Origin of the sequence: Streptomyces sp. NPDC102270 (assembly GCF_044766405.1) — a bacterium.
Lineage (GTDB): Bacteria > Actinomycetota > Actinomycetes > Streptomycetales > Streptomycetaceae > Streptomyces.
Genome location: NZ_JBIWLX010000005.1, coordinates 253,402 through 272,127 on the forward strand (window position 1 = coordinate 253,402; position 18,726 = coordinate 272,127).

15 protein-coding genes and 1 tRNA gene are annotated in these 18,726 nt (G+C 68.8%); 5 read left to right on the forward strand and 11 right to left on the reverse strand.

Annotated elements, in window-relative coordinates; all coding sequences use genetic code 11:
• Positions 1–23 precede the first annotated feature (23 nt).
• Entirely contained in the window at positions 24–1,973 is a 1,950-nt protein-coding gene (locus ACIRP7_RS11480; RefSeq protein WP_403656586.1) for a protein kinase, read from the forward strand.
• Between the two features lie 12 nt (positions 1,974–1,985).
• Here the strand turns inward: ACIRP7_RS11480 and ACIRP7_RS11485 are convergent, their stop codons facing one another.
• A complete protein-coding gene (locus tag ACIRP7_RS11485) occupies positions 1,986–3,383 on the reverse strand; it encodes a hypothetical protein (protein ID WP_403656588.1) in 1,398 nt (465 codons plus the stop codon).
• A gap of 184 nt (positions 3,384–3,567) precedes the next feature.
• Entirely contained in the window at positions 3,568–3,696 is a 129-nt protein-coding gene (locus ACIRP7_RS11490) for a DLW-39 family protein (protein WP_003999697.1), read from the reverse strand.
• Between the two features lie 350 nt (positions 3,697–4,046).
• Between ACIRP7_RS11490 and ACIRP7_RS11495 the strand changes: the two genes are divergently transcribed.
• Entirely contained in the window at positions 4,047–4,388 is a 342-nt protein-coding gene (locus ACIRP7_RS11495; RefSeq protein ID WP_403656590.1) for a DUF6344 domain-containing protein, read from the forward strand.
• Positions 4,389–4,660: 272 nt separating this feature from the next.
• Here the strand turns inward: ACIRP7_RS11495 and ACIRP7_RS11500 are convergent.
• The 9 genes from ACIRP7_RS11500 to dnaA form a co-directional block, all read right to left on the reverse strand.
• Positions 4,661–4,737, reverse strand: a tRNA-Ile gene (locus ACIRP7_RS11500).
• Positions 4,738–4,849: 112 nt separating this feature from the next.
• Complete coding sequence (locus ACIRP7_RS11505) at positions 4,850–5,644, reverse strand: DUF3566 domain-containing protein (protein ID WP_403656593.1); 795 nt, start codon at positions 5,642–5,644, stop codon at positions 4,850–4,852.
• A gap of 18 nt (positions 5,645–5,662) precedes the next feature.
• Positions 5,663–8,248, reverse strand: coding sequence for a DNA gyrase subunit A (gene gyrA, locus ACIRP7_RS11510; protein WP_403656596.1), 2,586 nt, complete (start codon positions 8,246–8,248; stop codon positions 5,663–5,665).
• Between the two features lie 42 nt (positions 8,249–8,290).
• Positions 8,291–10,339 carry a DNA topoisomerase (ATP-hydrolyzing) subunit B gene (gene gyrB, locus ACIRP7_RS11515; RefSeq protein ID WP_403656599.1) on the reverse strand — a complete coding sequence of 683 codons (2,049 nt, stop codon included), beginning with the start codon at positions 10,337–10,339 and terminating at the stop codon, positions 8,291–8,293.
• 396 nt (positions 10,340–10,735) lie between these two features.
• The gene (locus ACIRP7_RS11520; RefSeq protein ID WP_403656602.1) at positions 10,736–11,281 is read right to left on the reverse strand and encodes a DUF721 domain-containing protein; all 546 of its coding nucleotides are present in this window, start codon (positions 11,279–11,281) and stop codon (positions 10,736–10,738) included.
• Entirely contained in the window at positions 11,278–12,399 is a 1,122-nt protein-coding gene (gene recF / locus ACIRP7_RS11525; protein WP_403656604.1) for a DNA replication/repair protein RecF, read from the reverse strand. The genes ACIRP7_RS11520 and recF overlap by 4 nt, the downstream gene beginning before the upstream one ends.
• Before the next feature lie 65 nt (positions 12,400–12,464).
• Positions 12,465–13,340 (reverse strand): phosphogluconate dehydrogenase (NAD(+)-dependent, decarboxylating), encoded by an 876-nt coding sequence (gene gnd / locus ACIRP7_RS11530; RefSeq protein ID WP_403657131.1) that lies wholly within the window; start codon positions 13,338–13,340, stop codon positions 12,465–12,467.
• A gap of 143 nt (positions 13,341–13,483) precedes the next feature.
• Entirely contained in the window at positions 13,484–14,614 is a 1,131-nt protein-coding gene (gene dnaN / locus ACIRP7_RS11535) for a DNA polymerase III subunit beta (RefSeq protein WP_020119489.1), read from the reverse strand.
• 892 nt (positions 14,615–15,506) lie between these two features.
• Positions 15,507–17,465, reverse strand: a complete 1,959-nt coding sequence (gene dnaA / locus ACIRP7_RS11540; RefSeq protein WP_403656607.1) for a chromosomal replication initiator protein DnaA — start codon at positions 17,463–17,465, stop codon at positions 15,507–15,509.
• A 383-nt stretch (positions 17,466–17,848) separates the two neighbouring features.
• Here dnaA and rpmH point away from each other — a divergent pair, with 383 nt between their 5' ends.
• The 3 genes from rpmH to yidD are packed head-to-tail and all read left to right on the forward strand — an operon-like array spanning position 17,849 to position 18,726.
• Entirely contained in the window at positions 17,849–17,986 is a 138-nt protein-coding gene (gene rpmH / locus ACIRP7_RS11545; RefSeq protein ID WP_005482975.1) for a 50S ribosomal protein L34, read from the forward strand.
• Positions 17,987–18,007: 21 nt separating this feature from the next.
• On the forward strand, positions 18,008–18,379 hold the full coding sequence (gene rnpA, locus ACIRP7_RS11550) for a ribonuclease P protein component (RefSeq protein WP_352387201.1): 372 nt from the start codon (positions 18,008–18,010) through the stop codon (positions 18,377–18,379).
• On the forward strand, positions 18,376–18,726 hold the full coding sequence (gene yidD, locus ACIRP7_RS11555) for a membrane protein insertion efficiency factor YidD (RefSeq protein WP_031036269.1): 351 nt from the start codon (positions 18,376–18,378) through the stop codon (positions 18,724–18,726). The genes rnpA and yidD overlap by 4 nt, the downstream gene beginning before the upstream one ends.

Genomic DNA, 18,726 nt, shown 5'->3' on the forward strand with positions numbered 1-18,726 from the left:
AGGGGGAGGAGCGACGCGCAGTCATGGGTGAGGTGTTCGCCGGCCGGTACGAGCTGGCCGATCCGATCGGACGCGGAGGCGTCGGCGCCGTCTGGCGTGCCTGGGACCACCGGCGCCGCCGTTACGTGGCCGCCAAGGTCCTGCTGCAGAGCGACGCCCACTCCCTGCTGCGCTTCGTCCGTGAACAGGCCCTGCGGATCGACCACCCCCATGTCCTGGCGCCCGCCAGCTGGGCGGCCGACGACGACAAGGTCCTGTTCACCATGGACCTGGTCGCCGGCGGCTCGCTGGTCCATCTGGTCGGGGACTACGGTCCCCTGCCACCCGCGTTCGTCTGCACCCTGGTCGACCAGCTCCTCGCCGGTCTGGCCGCGGTGCACGCGGAAGGTGTGGTGCACCGTGACATCAAGCCCGCCAACATCCTGTTGGAAGCCACCGGTACCGCCCGGCCGCGGCTGCGGCTGTCCGACTTCGGCATCGCGATGCGGCTGGGCGAACCCCGTCTGACCGAGACCAACCTCGTGGTGGGCACGCCCGGTTATCTCGCGCCCGAGCAGATGATGGGTGCGGAACCGGACTTCCCCGCCGACCTGTTCGCCGTCGGCCTGGTCGCGCTGTATCTCCTGGAGGGCGCCAAGCCCGACGCCAAGGCACTCATCCAGTACTTCGCCGCCCACGGCACTCCTGGCGCGCCCCAGAGCGTTCCCGAACCGCTGTGGCAGGTCGTGGCCTCCCTCCTCCAACCGGACCCCCAGGCTCGCTTCCGCACGGCCACGGGGGCCCGTAAAGCCCTCGCCGCCGCCAGAGAACTCCTTCCCGACCCCGGCCCCGACGACGAGTCCATAGAAATCTTCGACCAACTCGGCCCCCTGCCCCCTGGGTTCGGCCCGGAGGGACCATTCGAGCGAGCACCGGGCGTCGACCCGAACCGGACACGGAACGGGGGGTCCGGGACGGGGGGAGGAGCACGGTTCGGAACGGGTGATCGAGGCGGGGGTTCCTTTGGGGGCGGTGGGGGACATGCGGGGGCTTTCTGGCGGGGGGCCGGTGAAGGGGTGGGTGGTGCTGGGGCCGGCGCCGGCACTGGGGAGGCCGGTGGTGCCGGCGAGGTGCCTTCGTGGCCCGGCCAGAGCAGCGGCGTGGTTTCCCGGCCAGGTCAGGCGGGTGGAACACCCTCGTGGTTCGGTGAAGGAAACGGGGTGGGATCGCGGCCCGGCGATGCGGGTGACGCTTCCTCCCGATCCGGCGACGGAAATGGGCGGGGCGCATTCCAGCCCGGTGACCCGAGCCGGGCTCCCTCCTGGCCCGGTGAAGGTAACGGACAGCAATCCTGGCCTGGAGGAAGGGGTGGAAACACACCACCCTGGCCCGCGGAGACGAACTCCACGTCCTGGCCCAGGGAATCGAACCCGGCGCCATGGCCCGAACAGGCCGACCCGCCGCCCTGGCCCCGCGAGGCCGACTCCCTGCCCTCTCCAGGTACCGATGCGTTCTCCCCCACCACAGGCCGCGGAACCCAATGGCCCGCTCCCACCAGCTCGCCCCCTGTGTCGGACACCGGCAGCTTCCGTCTGCCGCCGCCCCGGCCCACGGACTCCCACTCCCGGCAGCCCTCCCCTTCGCCGGAGCACCAGGCACAGCCGCACCACCTCCACCAGCAGGCACACGCACAACCCCACTGGCCTGCCACCCCAGCGGCTCACTCCCCCTACGACCCCACACCCCCCACTCACGCCCTGCCCTTCCCCCCGCCAGCGCCGACATCGACACCGCACCAGCAGCACGCCGGCACCGTTGGTACCGCTGGCACCTCTACTGCTTCGTACACCGCTCAGAGCCCGCAGGTTCCACGTCCCGCCCCACGACTTTCGCGGGCACGCCGCACAGGCCCGCCCGCGAAGGTGGCGATCCCTCTCCTGCTCCTGGCCCTGGTCTGCTACGCCGTGGGGTTCTGGGCGCTCACTCAGGTCTGAGACTGGAAGGCCCTACACCCCGGCAGCCCTCCGGCGCCCCACCACGACCCACACCCCGAGAACCACCAACACCAAGGTCCCCGCCCCGATCCCCCCGGCGGCCACCAGCTTCATCCCGGCGCCGCCACCCCCGTCCCCATCGCTCGCGCCCGCGTCCCCCACAGTCCCCGAGCCCTGCCCGAGAAGCCCCACCTGGAAGATCCCCGAGGGCTCGGACTGCCCCGCGTAACCGGGCCCGGCCGTCGCCGTTCCCTTCACCCTCACTCGCAGCGTCAGTCCGAACGGTCCGTCCCCGAACTCCTCGCCCACCCGGGCGGCGAGATGCACGACGAGGTAGTAGGACCCGGCGAACCGCATCCCGCCCACCCGGTCGGAAACGGCGTACCGGTTGTCGTACCCGACCGGCGGCACGGCAGCGAGCGCGCCCGACTTCCGGCTGCCGTTGTAACTGATGCTCGTGTCGTCGACGAGTCCGCGCACGGGGTTGTACAGCGCCAGGTTCACGCCCCCCGGCACAAAGCCCCCGCCGGCCCCGCCACCGCTCGCACTGCTCAGGTCGGCGGTCGCGTACACCTGCTGTCCCCAGTCGACCGGCATCTCGTAGAACAGCGTCTGCCCGGGTCGTACCTCGTCGCGCCAGACTCCCTGCTTCAGCGCGGTCGCCGAGCCGAAGCCCCCGCCGCCCCGCAGTCGCACGCTCTCCCCGCCGGGGGGCGAGGGCGTGGCCGAGTCCCAGGCCTCGGGCGCACTGGTGGTCGAAGCGGCCTTCCGCAGCCGCGGCTCTGACACAGGCGCGAGCTCGAGGCCCCAGTCCCCCGGCGCGGACTCGGTGCGCAGCACTCGTTCGACGACGACGTAGTACGTGCCGGCGCCCCGGCACAGCGACCGGCTCGACGGGAGCTGACGTGCGGCCCACACGGTGAGGGGGCGCGGGCTGCGGCCGGCGCCGATGCTGGCGGTGTCCGCCGCGGAGCAGGAACGGCCGTCGGCGTCCTGCACGGACACCCTGACGCCTTCCGTGGGGGTGACCGCGGCGTCCGTCGGGGGTACGGCAGTCGCGGCGACGTACACGGTCGACGTGCCGTCGAGTACGAGGCGGTAGTAGACCTTCCCGTCGCTCGGCAGCGAACTCCGGTACGTGGTGCCGGGTTCGAGGCGCTCGGCGTCCGCGGTGGCCGTCGCTCCGGTGACCGACGGGGCGTCTTCGGCGAAGGCGTACGAGGAAGCCGTAGTAGCAGAGGGAGGGGGAGAGGCAGATGTGGAGGAAGAAGGAGAGGCGGGTGTGGAGGGAGAGGTAACCGTGGTGGGAGAGACCGGGGCCGCGAAGCCCGGAGTTCCCGGCGCACCGGCCACCGCGCCCAGTACGCCCCCCACGAGGGCCACCCGCCACCACGCCGTACGCCGCCCCATCCCGCGCCACCCCTCCGTGCCCGCGCCCCAGCTCCTACGACCGTCAGCCGGTCGGCCGTGGCCCATCCTGCCCCGCCCGGCCACCGCGCACCCTCGCAATCCGTACGACCGTCCGAAAGCCCGGGCAACACAAAACCCCGACCGCAACGACGGCCGGGGTCTGCTCAGAATCGGATGTCGGAACTCACGAACCCGTGGGCACGGAGTCAGTCGCCTCCGTCCACAGATCCTGCTCGGCGCGATCCGCCTGGATCTGGCGGTACACGAGGAGCCCGCCGATGGCGGCCAGTGCGACCAGGAGAAGCTTCTTCACCGCGCGACCTCGTCTTTCGTTGACGTAGGGGACCTCTGGCGCCCGACTATACACACCGACCGAGACCGATCGGTGACCTGCCTTCGGGCCCTCAACTCCCGTCGGGAACGGCCCAGTAGAAGCGGAACAGGGACATCCGATCAGCGTGTGATCACATGGCGATCACACGCTCACGGACGGTCACTTCAGCCTCTATCGCCCCGGTTCTCCACTTTTTCGCCACTCATGCACCCATCCGTGTGGTGTTCATCTGAAGATCGACGCGCCACAGCCTCAGGTCCGTGATTTCACGACGTCCATACACATCATGAGGAAAGTACGCAAATCGCCCGACCCGAAAGTGAGGGATCATGGCCCGGAACAAGGTCATGAAGCTGTGGACCGTCGTCATCACCGCCTTCCTGGCGCTGCTCACGGCACTCGGCCTCATCACGACGACCGCCGCCGCTGCCGTACCGCATACCCAGTCGGCCCGCAACAGCACCGCCGCCCGCCCGGAGCCCCCGGCGATGTCCCACGGTCTCTGGTCCTACGTCAGGTCACTGCCCCCCACGATGAAGCAGCGCATCCGGGCTGAGGCCCACGGCAAGAGTCCCAGCTGCCGGCCCCGCTCCCACGGCGACACGGACGCGGCCGCGCACCCGGACACGGAAGTGGACACTGCGGAACGGGCTGGAGCGGACTGCGCCTGACGGCACGGCCACCCCGCCCGAGAAGACCGAAGACGCAGCAGAGACCCATCGAAGAAGCGCTTGAGAAGTGACGACGTCGCGCACAGCACCACACGGCACAGCACCGCACGGAACATCCGCCGCAGTGCCCAAGAGGATGATCCGCCCAGACCTTCTCACTGAGGCCGTCGGCCCAGGAGACCAGAGGACAGGCGACCGACACGGCAGCGAGGACCGATGTCAGTCGTAGATGACAAAAACCCCCAACCATGATCGGCTGAGGGTTTTCGTGCTGGTGGGGCTAACAGGATTTGAACCTGTGGCCTCATCCTTATCAGGGATGCGCTCTAACCAACTGAGCTATAGCCCCGCCGTGCTCTGCGGGAGTGTGTCCCGCGCGCTGACTCCTGAAGATTAGCGCACGACGTGGGCAGTCCCAAAATCGGTTCCCCGGGGACCGCCCCCGCACGTTCGGGGCAGCGTTACTCGTCCTCGGCCAGCGTCAGCTCGACGCCGCCGACGAAGCCCGCGGAGAGGTTGTAGATGAACGCGCCGAGGGTCGCGAGCGCCGTCGCGAGGACGACGTCGATGACCGCGATGATCGACGTGAACATCAGGACGTTCGGCAGGGAGAGGAACGCCTGGAGGTCGAAGCCGTTCGACTCGTTCGAGCCGGTCGCCTCGGAGATGGTGCCGCCGACCGTCGAGAAGACGCCCATCGCGTCCATGACCATCCACAGCACGGCGGCGGCGACGATCGTGCAGATGCCGAGCGCGATGGAGAGCAGGAAGCTGACCTTCATGACGGACCACGGGTCGGCCTTGGCCACCCGCAGCCGTGCCTTGCGGGTACGGGGCATGGTGCGCGCACCGGTGCGCGGGCGGCGTACGGCACCGGCCTGGGTGGCCTGGGCCGGGTAGGCCTGCGGCGGGTGGTACGGACCAGCCTGCTGCTGCGGCTGCCGTTCCCCCGGCAGCGGGGAGGGCGAAGGCTGGGGCTGCGGTACGGCCGCCCCCTTCGGTGGGGCGGCGGGCGCCGTCGGCTGGGTGTCCGTCACAGGTCCCCCCTGGGATCCATGAGTCTCGGGCGAGCGCGAGTCCGTCGCGGGCGGCTTGATCGCCTTGAGTTGAGTCGTGTGCGTATCTGTTGGGTGCGGCTCTGCCGGCCGCGCCTCCGCAGCACGCGCGGCAGAGCCACGGCCGCCGCCATCCGCCTCCGTGCCGGGGGTGGACCCCGTAGAGGTTCCGGTCGATCCGGCGCCCGTGGCTCCGCTCACGATGACTCACTCCTCGTGCTACTCGGCCGAGGGCGCCTCACCCTCGTCCGTGCCGATGGTCTCGGCGGTCTCGTCGTCGGCCACATCGCCGTCGATCTCCTCCGCCTCGCGTCCCGCCTCGGCGTTACGTGCGATGCCGACCACGGCATCGCGCTTGCCCAGGTTGATCAGTTGGACGCCCATGGTGTCACGGCCCGTCTCCCTGACTCCGCTGACTCGCGTACGAATCACACCGCCGGACAGCGTGATGGCGAGGATCTCGTCGGTCTCCTCGACCACCAGCGCTCCGACGAGCGATCCGCGGTCCTCCACGATCTTGGCAGCCTTGATGCCGAGGCCGCCGCGACCCTGGACGCGGTACTCGTCGACAGGGGTGCGCTTCGCGTACCCGCCGTCCGTAGCAGTGAACACGAACGTACCGGGTCGAACAACATTCATCGAGAGCAGTTCGTCGCCCTCGCGGAAACTCATGCCCTTGACACCCGAGGTGGCACGGCCCATGGGACGCAGGGTGTCGTCCGAGGCGGTGAACCTGATCGACTGCGCCTTCTTGCTGATCAGAAGCAGATCACTGTCGGCCGAGACGAGTTCGGCGCCGATCAGTTCGTCGTCCGAACCGTCCTCACGCTCCCGCAGATTGATGGCGATGACGCCACCGGAACGCGGAGAGTCGTAATCCTTCAGTGACGTCTTCTTGACCAGACCCGCCTTCGTGGCGAGCACCAGGTACGGCGCGGCGTCGTAGTCGCGGATCGCGAGGATCTCGGCGATCGCCTCGTCCGGCTGGAAGGCCAGCAGGTTGGCGACGTGCTGGCCCCGCGCGTCCCGCCCGGCGTCCGGCAGTTCGTACGCCTTGGCCCGGTAGACGCGGCCCTTGTTGGTGAAGAACAGCAGCCAGTGGTGCGTGGTGGAGACGAAGAAGTGGTCGACGATGTCGTCCTGCTTCAGCTTCGCCCCGCGTACGCCCTTGCCGCCCCGCTTCTGCGAACGGTAGTCCTCGGTCTTGGTCCGCTTGATGTAGCCGCCACGCGTGATGGTGACGACGATGTCCTCCTCGGCGATGAGGTCCTCGATGGACATGTCACCGTCGTAGGGCACCAGCATGGTCTTGCGGTCGTCGCCGTACTTCTCGACGATCGCGGCGAGTTCGGCGCTGACGATGCCGCGCTGGCGGACCGGCGAGGCGAGGATCTCGTTGTACTCGGTGATCTTCGCCTGGAGTTCGTCGTGCTCCTGGACGATCTTCTGACGCTCCAGGGCGGCGAGCCGGCGCAGCTGCATCTCGAGGATGGCGTTGGCCTGGATCTCGTCGATCTCCAGGAGCTCCATCAGGCCCGTGCGCGCGATGTCGACGGTGTCGCTGCGCCGGATCAGCGCGATGACCTCGTCGATGGCGTCCAGGGCCTTCAGCAGGCCGCGCAGGATGTGCGCCCGCTCCTCGGCCTTGCGCAGCCGGAACTTCGTACGGCGGACGATGACCTCGATCTGGTGCGCCACCCAGTGCCGGATGAACGCGTCCAGGGACAGCGTGCGCGGGACGCCGTCGACGAGCGCCAGCATGTTGGCGCCGAAGTTCGACTGCAGGTCCGTGTGCTTGTAGAGGTTGTTGAGAACGACCTTGGCGACCGCGTCACGCTTCAGCACGATCACGAGCCGCTGACCCGTACGCGACGACGTCTCGTCCCGGACGTCCGCGATGCCGCCGACCTTGCCGTCCTTCACCAGGTCGGCGATCTTCTGCGCGAGGTTGTCGGGGTTGGTCTGGTACGGCAGCTCCGTGACCACCAGGCACTGGCGGTTCTGGATCTCCTCGACCTCGACGACCGCACGCATGGTGATCGAGCCACGGCCCGTGCGGTACGCCTCCTCGATGCCCTTGCGGCCGACGACGAGGGCGCCGGTCGGGAAGTCGGGGCCCTTGATGCGCTCCATGAGCGCGTCCAGCAGCTCCTCGTGCGAGGCCTCGGGGTTCTCCAGGTACCACTGGGCGCCGGCGGCGACCTCGCGCAGGTTGTGCGGCGGGATGTTGGTCGCCATGCCGACCGCGATACCGGCCGAGCCGTTGATCAGCAGGTTCGGGAAGCGCGCCGGCAGGACGGTCGGCTCCTGGGAGCGGCCGTCGTAGTTGTCCGTGAAGTCGACGGTCTCCTCGTCGATGTCACGGACCATCTCCATCGACAGCGGCGCCATCTTGCACTCGGTGTAGCGCATCGCCGCCGCCGGGTCGTTGCCCGGGGAGCCGAAGTTGCCGTTGGAGTCCACCAGCGGCATCCGCATCGACCACGGCTGGGCGAGGCGCACCAGGGCGTCGTAGATCGAGGAGTCGCCGTGCGGGTGGTAGTTGCCCATGACGTCGCCGACCACGCGCGCGCACTTGTAGAAGCCGCGCTCGGGGCGGTACCCGCCGTCGTACATGGCGTACAGGACGCGGCGGTGGACGGGCTTGAGACCGTCCCGGACGTCCGGCAGCGCACGGGACACGATGACGGACATCGCGTAGTCCAGGTACGAACGCTGCATCTCCGTCTCGAGCCCGACAGGCTCGACACGCTGGGCGATAATGCCGTCACCCTCGGGCGTGACTGGAATGTTCTCGTCGGCCATTGCTGGTGAAGATCCTTCCTGGTGCGGTCAGCTGAGACCGACTCAGATGTCGAGGAACCGGACGTCCTTGGCGTTGCGCTGGATGAACTGGCGGCGGGCCTCGACGTCCTCGCCCATCAGGACGGAGAACAGATCGTCGGCCTGGGCGGCGTCGTCGAGGGTGACCTGGCCAAGGACGCGGTGCTCCTGGTCCATGGTCGTGATGCGCAGCTCCTCGGCGTTCATCTCGCCGAGACCCTTGAAGCGCTGGATGGAGTCCTCGCGGATGCGCTTGCCGCGCTGGCGGCCCATCTCGATCAGCGCGTCGCGCTCGCGGTCGGAGTAGGCGTACTCGATGTCGTCCCGGCCCCACTTGATCTTGTACAGCGGAGGACGGGACAGGTACACGTGCCCGGCCTCGACCAGCGGCCGCATGAAGCGGAACAGGAAGGTCAGCAGCAGGGTGGAGATGTGCTGGCCGTCGACGTCGGCGTCCGCCATCAGGATGATCTTGTGATAGCGCAGCCTCGCGATGTCGAAGTCCTCGTGGACCCCGGTGCCGAAGGCCGAGATCAGCGCCTGGATCTCCTGGTTCTGCAGGATCTTGTCGATCCGGGCCTTCTCGACGTTCAGGATCTTGCCGCGGATCGGGAGGATCGCCTGGTACTCGGGGTTCCGGCCGGACTTGGCCGAGCCGCCGGCGGAGTCACCCTCGACGATGAAGATCTCGCACTTGGTGGGGTCGTTCGACTGGCAGTCGGAGAGCTTGCCCGGCAGGGACGCGGTCTCCAGAAGACCTTTGCGACGGGTCAGGTCGCGCGCCTTGCGGGCCGCCACGCGCGCGGTGGCCGCCTGGATGCTCTTGCGGATGATGTCCGCGGCCTCGACGGGATTGCGGTCCAGCCAGTCGGTGAGGTGTTCGTAGACGACCTTCTGGACGAAGGTCTTCACCTCGGTGTTGCCCAGCTTGGTCTTGGTCTGCCCCTCGAACTGCGGCTCACCCAGCTTCACCGAGATGATCGCGGTCAGACCCTCGCGGATGTCGTCACCCGTGAGGTTGTCGTCCTTCTCCCGCAGCAGCTTCTTGTCGCGCGCGTACTTGTTGATCAGCGAGGTCAGCGCGGAACGGAAGCCCTCTTCGTGCGTGCCGCCCTCATGCGTGTGGATGATGTTGGCGAAGGAGTACACACCCTCGCTGTAACCGCCGTTCCACTGCATCGCGAGCTCGAGGGAGAGGCTCTTGTCCTTGTCCTCGGCCTCGAGGTCGATCACGGTGGGGTGGACGACCTCTCCCTTGCGGGAGTTGAGGTACTTCACGAAGTCGACGATGCCGCCCTCGTAGTGGTACGAGACGGTCTTGACCTCGTACTTCTCGTCCTCGCCCGCCTCGTCCGCGCCGGCGGTGGCCTTCGCCGACTCGCGCTCGTCGGTGAGGTTGATCCTCAGACCCTTGTTGAGGAACGCCATCTCCTGGAAGCGCCGCGAGAGCGTCTCGAAGGAGTACTCGGTGGTCTCGAAGATGTCCGGGTCGGCCCAGAAGGTGACCGTGGTGCCGTGCTCGTCCGTGGCCTCGTGCTGGGCCAGCGGGGCCGTCGGGACACCCAGCTTGTAGTCCTGCGTCCAGCGGTAGCCGTCGGTCTTGATCTCGACGGCCACCTTGGTCGACAGGGCGTTCACGACGGAGACACCCACGCCGTGCAGACCGCCGGAGACCGCGTAGCCGCCGCCACCGAACTTGCCGCCCGCGTGCAGCACCGTCAGCACGACCTCGACGGCCGGTTTGCCCTCGGAGGGGACGATGCCCACCGGGATACCGCGGCCGTTGTCGACGACGCGCACGCCACCGTCGGCGAGGATCGTCACGTCGATGGTGTCCGCGTGGCCGGCCAGCGCCTCGTCGACGGAGTTGTCGACGACCTCCTGCACCAGGTGGTGCAGGCCGCGCTCGCCGGTCGAGCCGATGTACATACCGGGTCGCTTGCGGACCGCGTCCAGACCCTCGAGGACGGTGATGGCGCTGGCGTCGTACGAGGCGGTTACCTCGCCGTTCGACGAGGTCGCCTCGGCGTCGGTGGACGGAATGTTCTCGTTGGGGTTGCCGGAATCGGCCACGAAGCGCCCTTTCTGGCACAGCACGAGCCGGGCTCGTCGGCGGGTTGCCGGAGCGGCTGCGGCATGTTGCGTTGGTAAGCCTTGATCAGCGTTGCTCAGCTTCTCCCGGGCGGTCCCCACGTTCGGGGCGGGATCGGCTTCCAGTCTACCGGTAGCGCCGACAGTGATGGGGGTTTGCCGGTACCTGAGTCCGCATGTGCCGCCCTGAACCGGCGTCTTCCGGGTCCCCATATACGGAGCGGGGCTCCAAGAGGCTCACGGAGGCACTCAGCGCTTCCGGCCGTCAACCCTTGGCTACTTGGGAGTCACGTCCAGATTCGCAACCGCGTGCAGTGCCACGACAAAGGCGTCGGCGGCGCCTCGAAGGCACCGCCGACGCCCTGGATGTGATGTCTGTCACCCGTAGGTGTCGCCGGGTCCCGTGCTGCCGGGAGCACGCAGCGGACCGTAGCGACGAGGAGGTCCGCCGGGGCCGTTCACCTTGATCAGGTTCACGGCGCCGTGCCCGAGATCCTCATTCAGGCGGGCCACCAACTGCGGGGCCAGCAGCCGCAGGTTCGTCGCCCAGGCCGTGGAATCACAGCGCACCATCAGGACCCGCTCGTCCTCGTCGTACTTCTCCGGCACACAGTGCTTGGCCAGGTCCTCGCCCACGATCTGCGGCCAGCGCCCCATCACCCCGCCCACCGCGGCCGGCGTCTCCCAGCCGCGCTCGGTGATCAAGCGGTTGATGGCGGCACCGAAGGCCATCGGGTCGCGTCCGTCGGCGCGCGCACCGGAGCGCAGACCGCCTCCACGCCGCGCCTGCCGCTTCTGCTGCGCCGCGTCCCCACGCGCGCGTGCCTGTGCCTTCGCCGCCCGCAGCGCCACGCGCGCGAGGTCGACGCCGGAGGGTTCGGCACTCGGCTCAGGCTTCTCGGCAGGGAGTTGTTCGTCGGTCATGCGCGCTCCACCGTCCCCTCGGACACGGTGTACCGCGTCCCCGCCAGCACATGCGGCACGTCGTCGTCGACCGCCGCCGTCACCAGGACCTGCTCACCGGGCGCGACCAGCTCGGCCAGACGCTCACGGCGACGGGTGTCCAACTCGGCGAACACGTCGTCGAGGATCAGCACGGGCTCATTGCCCTCGGCCCTGAGCAGGTCGTACGACGCCAGGCGCAGCGCCAGCGCGTACGACCAGGACTCGCCGTGCGAGGCGTACCCCTTGGCGGGCAACTGACCCAGCTTGAGATTCACATCGTCCCGATGCGGCCCTACGAGGGTCACGCCCCGCTCGATCTCCTGCTTGCGCACCTCGGCGAGCGCCGCCATGAGCTGCTCGTGGAGCGCCTCACGCGTGTGTGCCTCGCCCGGCGCGGACGGCTTGTACTCCAGGGCGACCGGGCCGCCGCCGGGTGCCAGTTGCTCGTACGCCTTGTCGGCCAGCGGCTGGAGCGCGGCGATCAGGTCGAGACGCTGGGCGAGCAACTCGGCGCCCACACGCGCGAGGTGCTGGTCCCACACGTCGAGGGTGGACAGGTCCATCGAGCGGCCGCCGTGCCGCCTCGCGAGGGCGGCCGACTTCAGGAGGGTGTTGCGCTGCTTGAGGACCCGCTCGTAGTCGGAGCGGACGCCGGCCATGCGCGGGGAGCGCGCGGTGATCAGCTCGTCCAGGAAGCGGCGCCGCTCGCCCGGGTCGCCCTTCACCAGCGCGAGGTCCTCCGGCGCGAACAGCACCGTGCGCACGATCCCGAGCACATCACGGGGCCTGACCTGCGAGGACCTGTTGATGCGGGCCCGGTTCGCCTTGCCGGGGTTCAGCTCCAGCTCGACCAGCTGCTGCCGCTCACCCTGCCGGACCTGCGCCCGGACGATCGCACGGTCGGCGCCCATACGGACCAGGGGGGCGTCGGAGGCGACCCGGTGGCTGCCGAGGGTGGCGAGGTAGCCGATCGCCTCGACCAGGTTCGTCTTGCCCTGCCCGTTGGGGCCCACGAACGCGGTGACGCCCGGGTCGAGCGGAACTTCGACCCGGGCGTACGAGCGGAAGTCGGCCAGCGACAGGTGCGTGACGTGCATGGTCGGTCGCCGACCTCCCCCAGCTTGTGGACCGCGGCCTGTGGATTGCTCCGCAGCCCTGTGGATTACTTCGTCTCGACCGCGTGGCCGCCGAACTGGTTGCGCAGCGCCGCGATCATCTTCATCTGCGGCGAGTCGTCCTGGCGGGACGCGAACCGCGCGAACAGGGACGCAGTGATCGCCGGCAGCGGCACCGCGTGGTCGATGGCGGCCTCCACGGTCCACCGGCCCTCGCCGGAGTCCTGTGCGAAACCACGCAGCTTGTCCAGGTGCTCGTCCTCGTCGAGGGCGTTGACCGCGAGGTCGAGCAGCCAGGAACGGATGACCGTGCCCTCCTGCCAGGAGCGGAAGACCTCCCGGACGTCGGTCACGGAGTCGACCTTCTCCAGCAGCTCCCAGCCCTCGGCATAGGCCTGCATCATCGCGTACTCGATGCCGTTGTGGACCATCTTGGCGAAGTGGCCGGCTCCCACCTTGCCCGCGTGCACCGCACCGGCGTCACCCTCGGGCTTGAGGGCGTCGAAGACCGGCTGCACCTTGGCGACGTTCTCCGCGTCGCCGCCGAACATCAGCGCATAGCCGTTCTCCAGGCCCCACACACCGCCCGAGACACCGCAGTCGACGAAGCCGATGCCCTTGGCGGCCAGCTCCCCGGCGTGCTTCTCGTCGTCCGTCCAGCGGGAGTTCCCGCCGTCCACCACGACGTCGCCCGGCTCCAGGAGCTCGGCCAGCTCGTCGATGGTCGCCTGAGTCGGCGCACCGGCCGGGACCATCACCCACACGACCCGCGGGCCCTGCAACGCGTCCACAAGCTCCTTCAGGCTGTGGACATCGGCGAGGTCCGGATTGCGGTCGTATCCGATCACGGTGTGGCCTGCGCGGCGGATCCGCTCGCGCATGTTGCCGCCCATCTTGCCGAGGCCGATGAGACCGAGCTCCATCAGTGGTTCCTTAGGTTGCTGTGGCATGTGGGGCACCTTCGTACCCACGTACGAGCCTAAACCCGGACGCTCACGCACACCTGTGGGCATACGCGCTCAAACGTATGCCCCCACCTGGGGCTTTGACTCAGCCGCTTGGGCGCTCAGCCGCTGAGGCGCACCGGCATGATCAGGTACTTGTAGGCCTCGTCCGCCTCGGCGTCCAGGGCCGGCTTGCCGCTGAGCAGCGCCGGCTTGGTGGACGTCGTGAAGGAGAGCTGGGCCACCGGCGAGTCGATGGCGCTCAGGCCGTCCAGCAGGAAGGTCGGGTTGAAGGCGATCGAGACGTCGTCGCCCTCCAACTGCGCGTCCACCCTTTCCACAGCCTGTGCGTCGTCGCTGGAACCGGCCTCCAGGATCAGCACGCCCTGCTCGAAGCTCAGCCGCACCGGGGTGTTGCGCTCGGCGACCAGGGCCACACGCTTGACGGCCTCCACGAAGGGGGCGGTCTCGATCACGGCGACGGAGTTGAACTCCGTCGGGAACAGCGAGCGGTACTTCGGCAGGTCGCCCTCGAGCAGACGCGTGGTCGTACGGCGGCCCGCGCCCTCGAAGCCGATCAGGCCCTCGCCCGCACCCGAGCCGGACAGCGCCAGGATGACGCTGTCGCCGCTCGTGAGCGCCTTGGCGGTGTCCAGGAGCGTCTTGGCGGGCACCAGGGCGACCGCGGACGCCTCCGGGTTCTCCGGCTTCCACAGGAACTCGCGGACGGCGAAGCGGTAGCGGTCGGTGGACGCCAGCGTGACGGTGTCGCCCTCGATCTCGATGCGCACACCGGTCAGCACCGGGAGCGTGTCGTCACGCCCCGCGGCGATGGCCACCTGGGCGGCGGCGGACGCGAAGACCTCACCGGGGACGGTGCCCGTGGCGCTCGGCATCTGCGGCAGCGCCGGGTACTCCTCCACAGGCAGGGTGTGGAGTGTGAACCGCGAGGAGCCGCAGACCACCGTGGCCCGTACACCGTCTGTGGAAATCTCCACCGGGCGGTTGGGCAGGGCGCGGCAGATGTCGGCGAGCAGGCGGCCGGAGACCAGCACCGTGCCCTCCTCCTCGACCTCGGCCTCCACGGAGACCCGCGCGGAGACCTCGTAGTCGAAGCTGGACAGGCTCAGCTGGCCCTCCTCGGCCTTCAGGAGAAGGCCGGCGAGGACAGGCGCCGGCGGACGGGCCGGGAGGCTGCGCGCCGCCCAGGCCACTGCCTCCGCGAGTACGTCGCGTTCCACCCGGATCTTCACTGTTGCCGCCTCCTGCTGTTGCCGGCGCTGCTCGGCCTGCCTGGCTTCGTCGTCTGTCTCGGTGTCGTCGGTCCCTGTGCCGGGAAGGACACCGGGGAACAGTCTGACGCACCCCACTGACAGTAGGTGCCTCTCGGGGTCAAGTCGTGACGAGGGGCAGCCGGGCACCGGACAGCGAGTTGTGCACAGGCCCCACTTCGAAACGGATTCCCAGCTCTCTCTAGTTGGGAGTAGTAGTAGGGGCTGTGGATACCGTGGATAACCCTGTTTTCCCAGCTCAGAGCAGGAATTTTGTCCACCGGCCCTGTGGGCGACGCCGGTGGACAACTGAGCCTGTCTGTGGAGAACAGAAAGTTCTGCACACTCCGTGCACAGGCAGAGGCGAGTTCTCCCCAGCGCCGTCCCCAGCTTTGGCCGGCTTTCCCACAGCCCAACCCGGCACCTTCGTGTGACGCCTTTCACTCGACCCGGTGATCAGGCGCGTCGCGTTGCCGAACAGTGGACAGGCATGTGGAGAAGCCGGTGATCGCTGGGGACAACCGACTCCAGCCTGTGGGTTGCCGGTGGACAACTCGGTGCACAGCCTGTGGATCATCGCGCCGTCCACAGTCTGTGGAGATCGTTCGTCCACGAATCCACAACCACCTGACCTGGCCTGATGGTCTTTCACCAGGCAGCCTGTGGACGGCGATCTGGACAACTTCGCGGTCCCCAGGATGTGGACGGCAAAAAGTCACCACATCTGTGGAGGGAGGCCGTAACCCGGCGGGGAATCGAACAGCAGGCAACGGCGGCGTGACCTCAGGCATGACGAAGGGCGCCCCGGGACCTTGTCCCCAGGGCGCCCTTCGGCGTTGGTACCGCCGTGACTCTGCCTCTGCCCGCGCCTGTGTCAGCCGTTCTTGATGCGGTTCGTCAGCTCGGTCACCTGGTTGTAGATGGAGCGTCGCTCGGCCATCAGATTGCGGATCTTGCGGTCCGCGTGCATCACGGTCGTGTGGTCGCGGCCGCCGAACAGCGCGCCGATCTTCGGCAGGGAGAGGTCCGTCAGCTCGCGGCACAGGTACATGGCGATCTGGCGGGCCGTGACGAGCGCGCGGCCGCGCGAGGTGCCGCACAGGTCCTCGACGGTCAGACCGAAGTAGTCGGCCGTGGCGCTCATGATGGCCGTGGACGTGATCTCGGGGGCCGAGTCCTCGCCGCCGGGGATCAGGTCCTTCAGCACGATCTCGGTCAGGCCCAGATCCACCGGCTGTCGGTTGAGCGATGCGAACGCCGTCACCCGGATCAACGCGCCCTCCAGCTCGCGGATGTTGCGCGAGATGCGGGAGGCGATGAACTCCAGGACCTCCGGCGGAGCGTTGAGCTGCTCCTGCACCGCTTTCTTGCGCAGGATCGCGATCCGTGTCTCCAGCTCGGGCGGCTGGACGTCGGTGATCAGTCCCCACTCGAAACGGTTCCGCAGGCGGTCCTCCAGTGTGACCAGCTGCTTGGGCGGCCGGTCGCTGGAGAGGACGATCTGCTTGTTCGCGTTGTGGAGCGTGTTGAAGGTGTGGAAGAACTCCTCCTGCGTCGACTCCTTGTCCGCGAGGAACTGGATGTCGTCGACGAGCAGGATGTCCATTTCGCGGTAGCGCTTGCGGAAGCTGTCGCCCTTGCCGTCGCGGATGGAGTTGATGAACTCGTTGGTGAACTCCTCCGAGCTCACGTACCGCACGCGCGTGCCGGGATACAGGCTGCGCGCGTAGTGCCCGATGGCGTGCAGCAGGTGGGTCTTGCCGAGCCCCGACTCCCCGTAGATGAACAGGGGGTTGTAGGCCTTGGCCGGCGCTTCGGCGACTGCCACCGCGGCCGCGTGCGCGAAGCGGTTGGAGGCGCCGATGACGAACGTGTCGAAGAGGTACTTCGGGTTCAGCCGTGCGGTGGGCTCACCGGGTCCGGTCGCGGGCGCGGGCTGCGCGGCCAGCGGGCCGGGGGCGCCGGTGGTGGGCAGGTTGGAGCCGACCGGGCCGCCGCGGTGGACCCGCCCGGAGCCGGGCGGCGGATCGGGCAGCTCCCGGCGGGTGTCGCGCTGGTCGTAGTCGGAGCGGGGCTTGTCGTAGTCCGGCCGCTGGTCGTAGTCGGAGCGCTGGCTGTCGTAGGACGAGCGCTCCATCGGCTGCGGACGGTAGTCCTGTGACGGAGGGCCGTACGAGTCCTGCGGGTACGGCTCCTGCGGATAGGGCTCCTGCGACGGCGAGGCGTAGGGGTCGCGCTCCGGGAAGCCGAGCCGCTGTTGCTGCCAGCTGTACTGGTCCTGCGTCGGCCGTGGCCAGCCGCCGGGCTCGGGGCGCTGGTACTCCGAGGGGTAGGCGGGGCGCGCGGTGGGGAGCTGGTCCGGGCGGGGTTCGCGGTCGCCCTGGTGTCCGGGGCGCTGTTCGCCGCGACCCGGGGGGGAGTCGTCCGCGCGGTGGCGGCCGTAGCCCTCGTACTGGTTGTCGTACGAGCCGTCGTACTGGTTGGAGGGGAGCTCGGGCTCCTCGTAGCGGGACTGGGGCCGGGGGGCCGGAGGCGCGGGCGGGGCCTGGGGCTCGCCCGCGGAGTCGTCGACGGTGATCGCGATGCGGATCGGGCGGCCGCACTCGCGGCTCAGTGTCTCACTGACGGCCGGGGCCAGTCGGCCCTCCAGTACGCCTTTCGCAAATTCGTTCGGTACGGCGAGCAGGGCGGTGTCGGCGACCAGCGCGAGCGGCTGGCAGCGCCGGATCCAGTGCTCGTCCTTCGCCTCCACGCCCTGGACGCGGCCCTCACCGAGAAGTTGCTCGAGTACGCGTGGCCACACTGCGGCAAGATCGGCAGGTACGTCAGCCACAGGGCACGCTCTCTCACGGGTCCCACGAACGTGTGGTTCTGGGACGAGTCGGGATTCAAATGGGGTGGAGCCGAAATGCAGGGGTCAAGGGAACGAATCGGAGTTCAGCCACGGTAGTCAGGGCGACGGGTGCGGTTCAAGTTGTTGTCCCCAGCCTGTGGATAGTGTCTCCTGGTGACCACTGGTTTGACCGGATGGCGTAGCCGCGCGTACCGTAACCAGGTCGAGTTGTCGATGGCTGCTGCCGCCTGCCTCCGATGGGCACAGATCACTTCGGGTGATCGGGAAGCGGTGCACACGGGCGTAACTGCGAGCTACTCGTGGGCGCACGGTGACAGCCAGGACGGCACCCGCCACCACCGATTGATTTCTGGAGCCCCCGAGTGAGCAAGCGCACCTTCCAGCCGAACAACCGTCGTCGCGCCAAGACCCACGGCTTCCGTCTGCGGATGCGTACCCGTGCCGGCCGCGCGATTCTGGCGAACCGCCGCAGCAAGGGTCGCGCCAGCCTGTCCGCCTGATACCGGTCAGGTCATGCCGTCGTGCTGCCCACCGAGAACCGGCTGAGGCGGCGCGAGGACTTCGCGACCGCGGTACGACGAGGGCGCCGGGCCGGCCGCCCGTGTCTCGTCGTCCACTTTCGTAGCGGTGCCACGGACCCGCACGCGCCTGGGGAGAGCGCTCCCCCGACGCGTGCGGGTTTCGTCGTGAGCAAGGCCGTGGGCGGTGCTGTGGTGCGCAACAAGGTGAAGCGCAGGCTTCGCCATCTGATGCGCGACAGGGTGGCCCTGTTTCCCCCCGGTAGCCTGGTAGTCGTACGAGCGCTGCCCGAGGCGGGCGACGCCGATTATGAACAGCTGGCCCGAGACCTGGATGCCGCCGTTCAGCGGCTGCTGGGAGGGGGCGCACGATGAAGTACCCGCTGCTGGCGCTGATCAAGCTGTACCAGTGGACCATCAGCCCGCTGCTGGGGCCGGTGTGCAAGTACTACCCGTCGTGCTCCCACTACGGCTACCAGGCCATCGACCGGCACGGTGCGATCAAGGGAACGGCACTCACCGCCTGGCGCATCCTGCGGTGCAATCCGTGGTCGCTGGGCGGTGTGGACCATGTCCCGCCGCGCAAACGTCCGCGGTGGCACGAAATGCTGCGTAACGCCTGGCGTGCACGTAGGGGCGGGCCCTCCGCCGCCTCGGCCACCGAGGGACAGAATCCTTCGAGCCCGGCCGCAGAGACTCCGTCCCATGCCCAAGGAGCATGA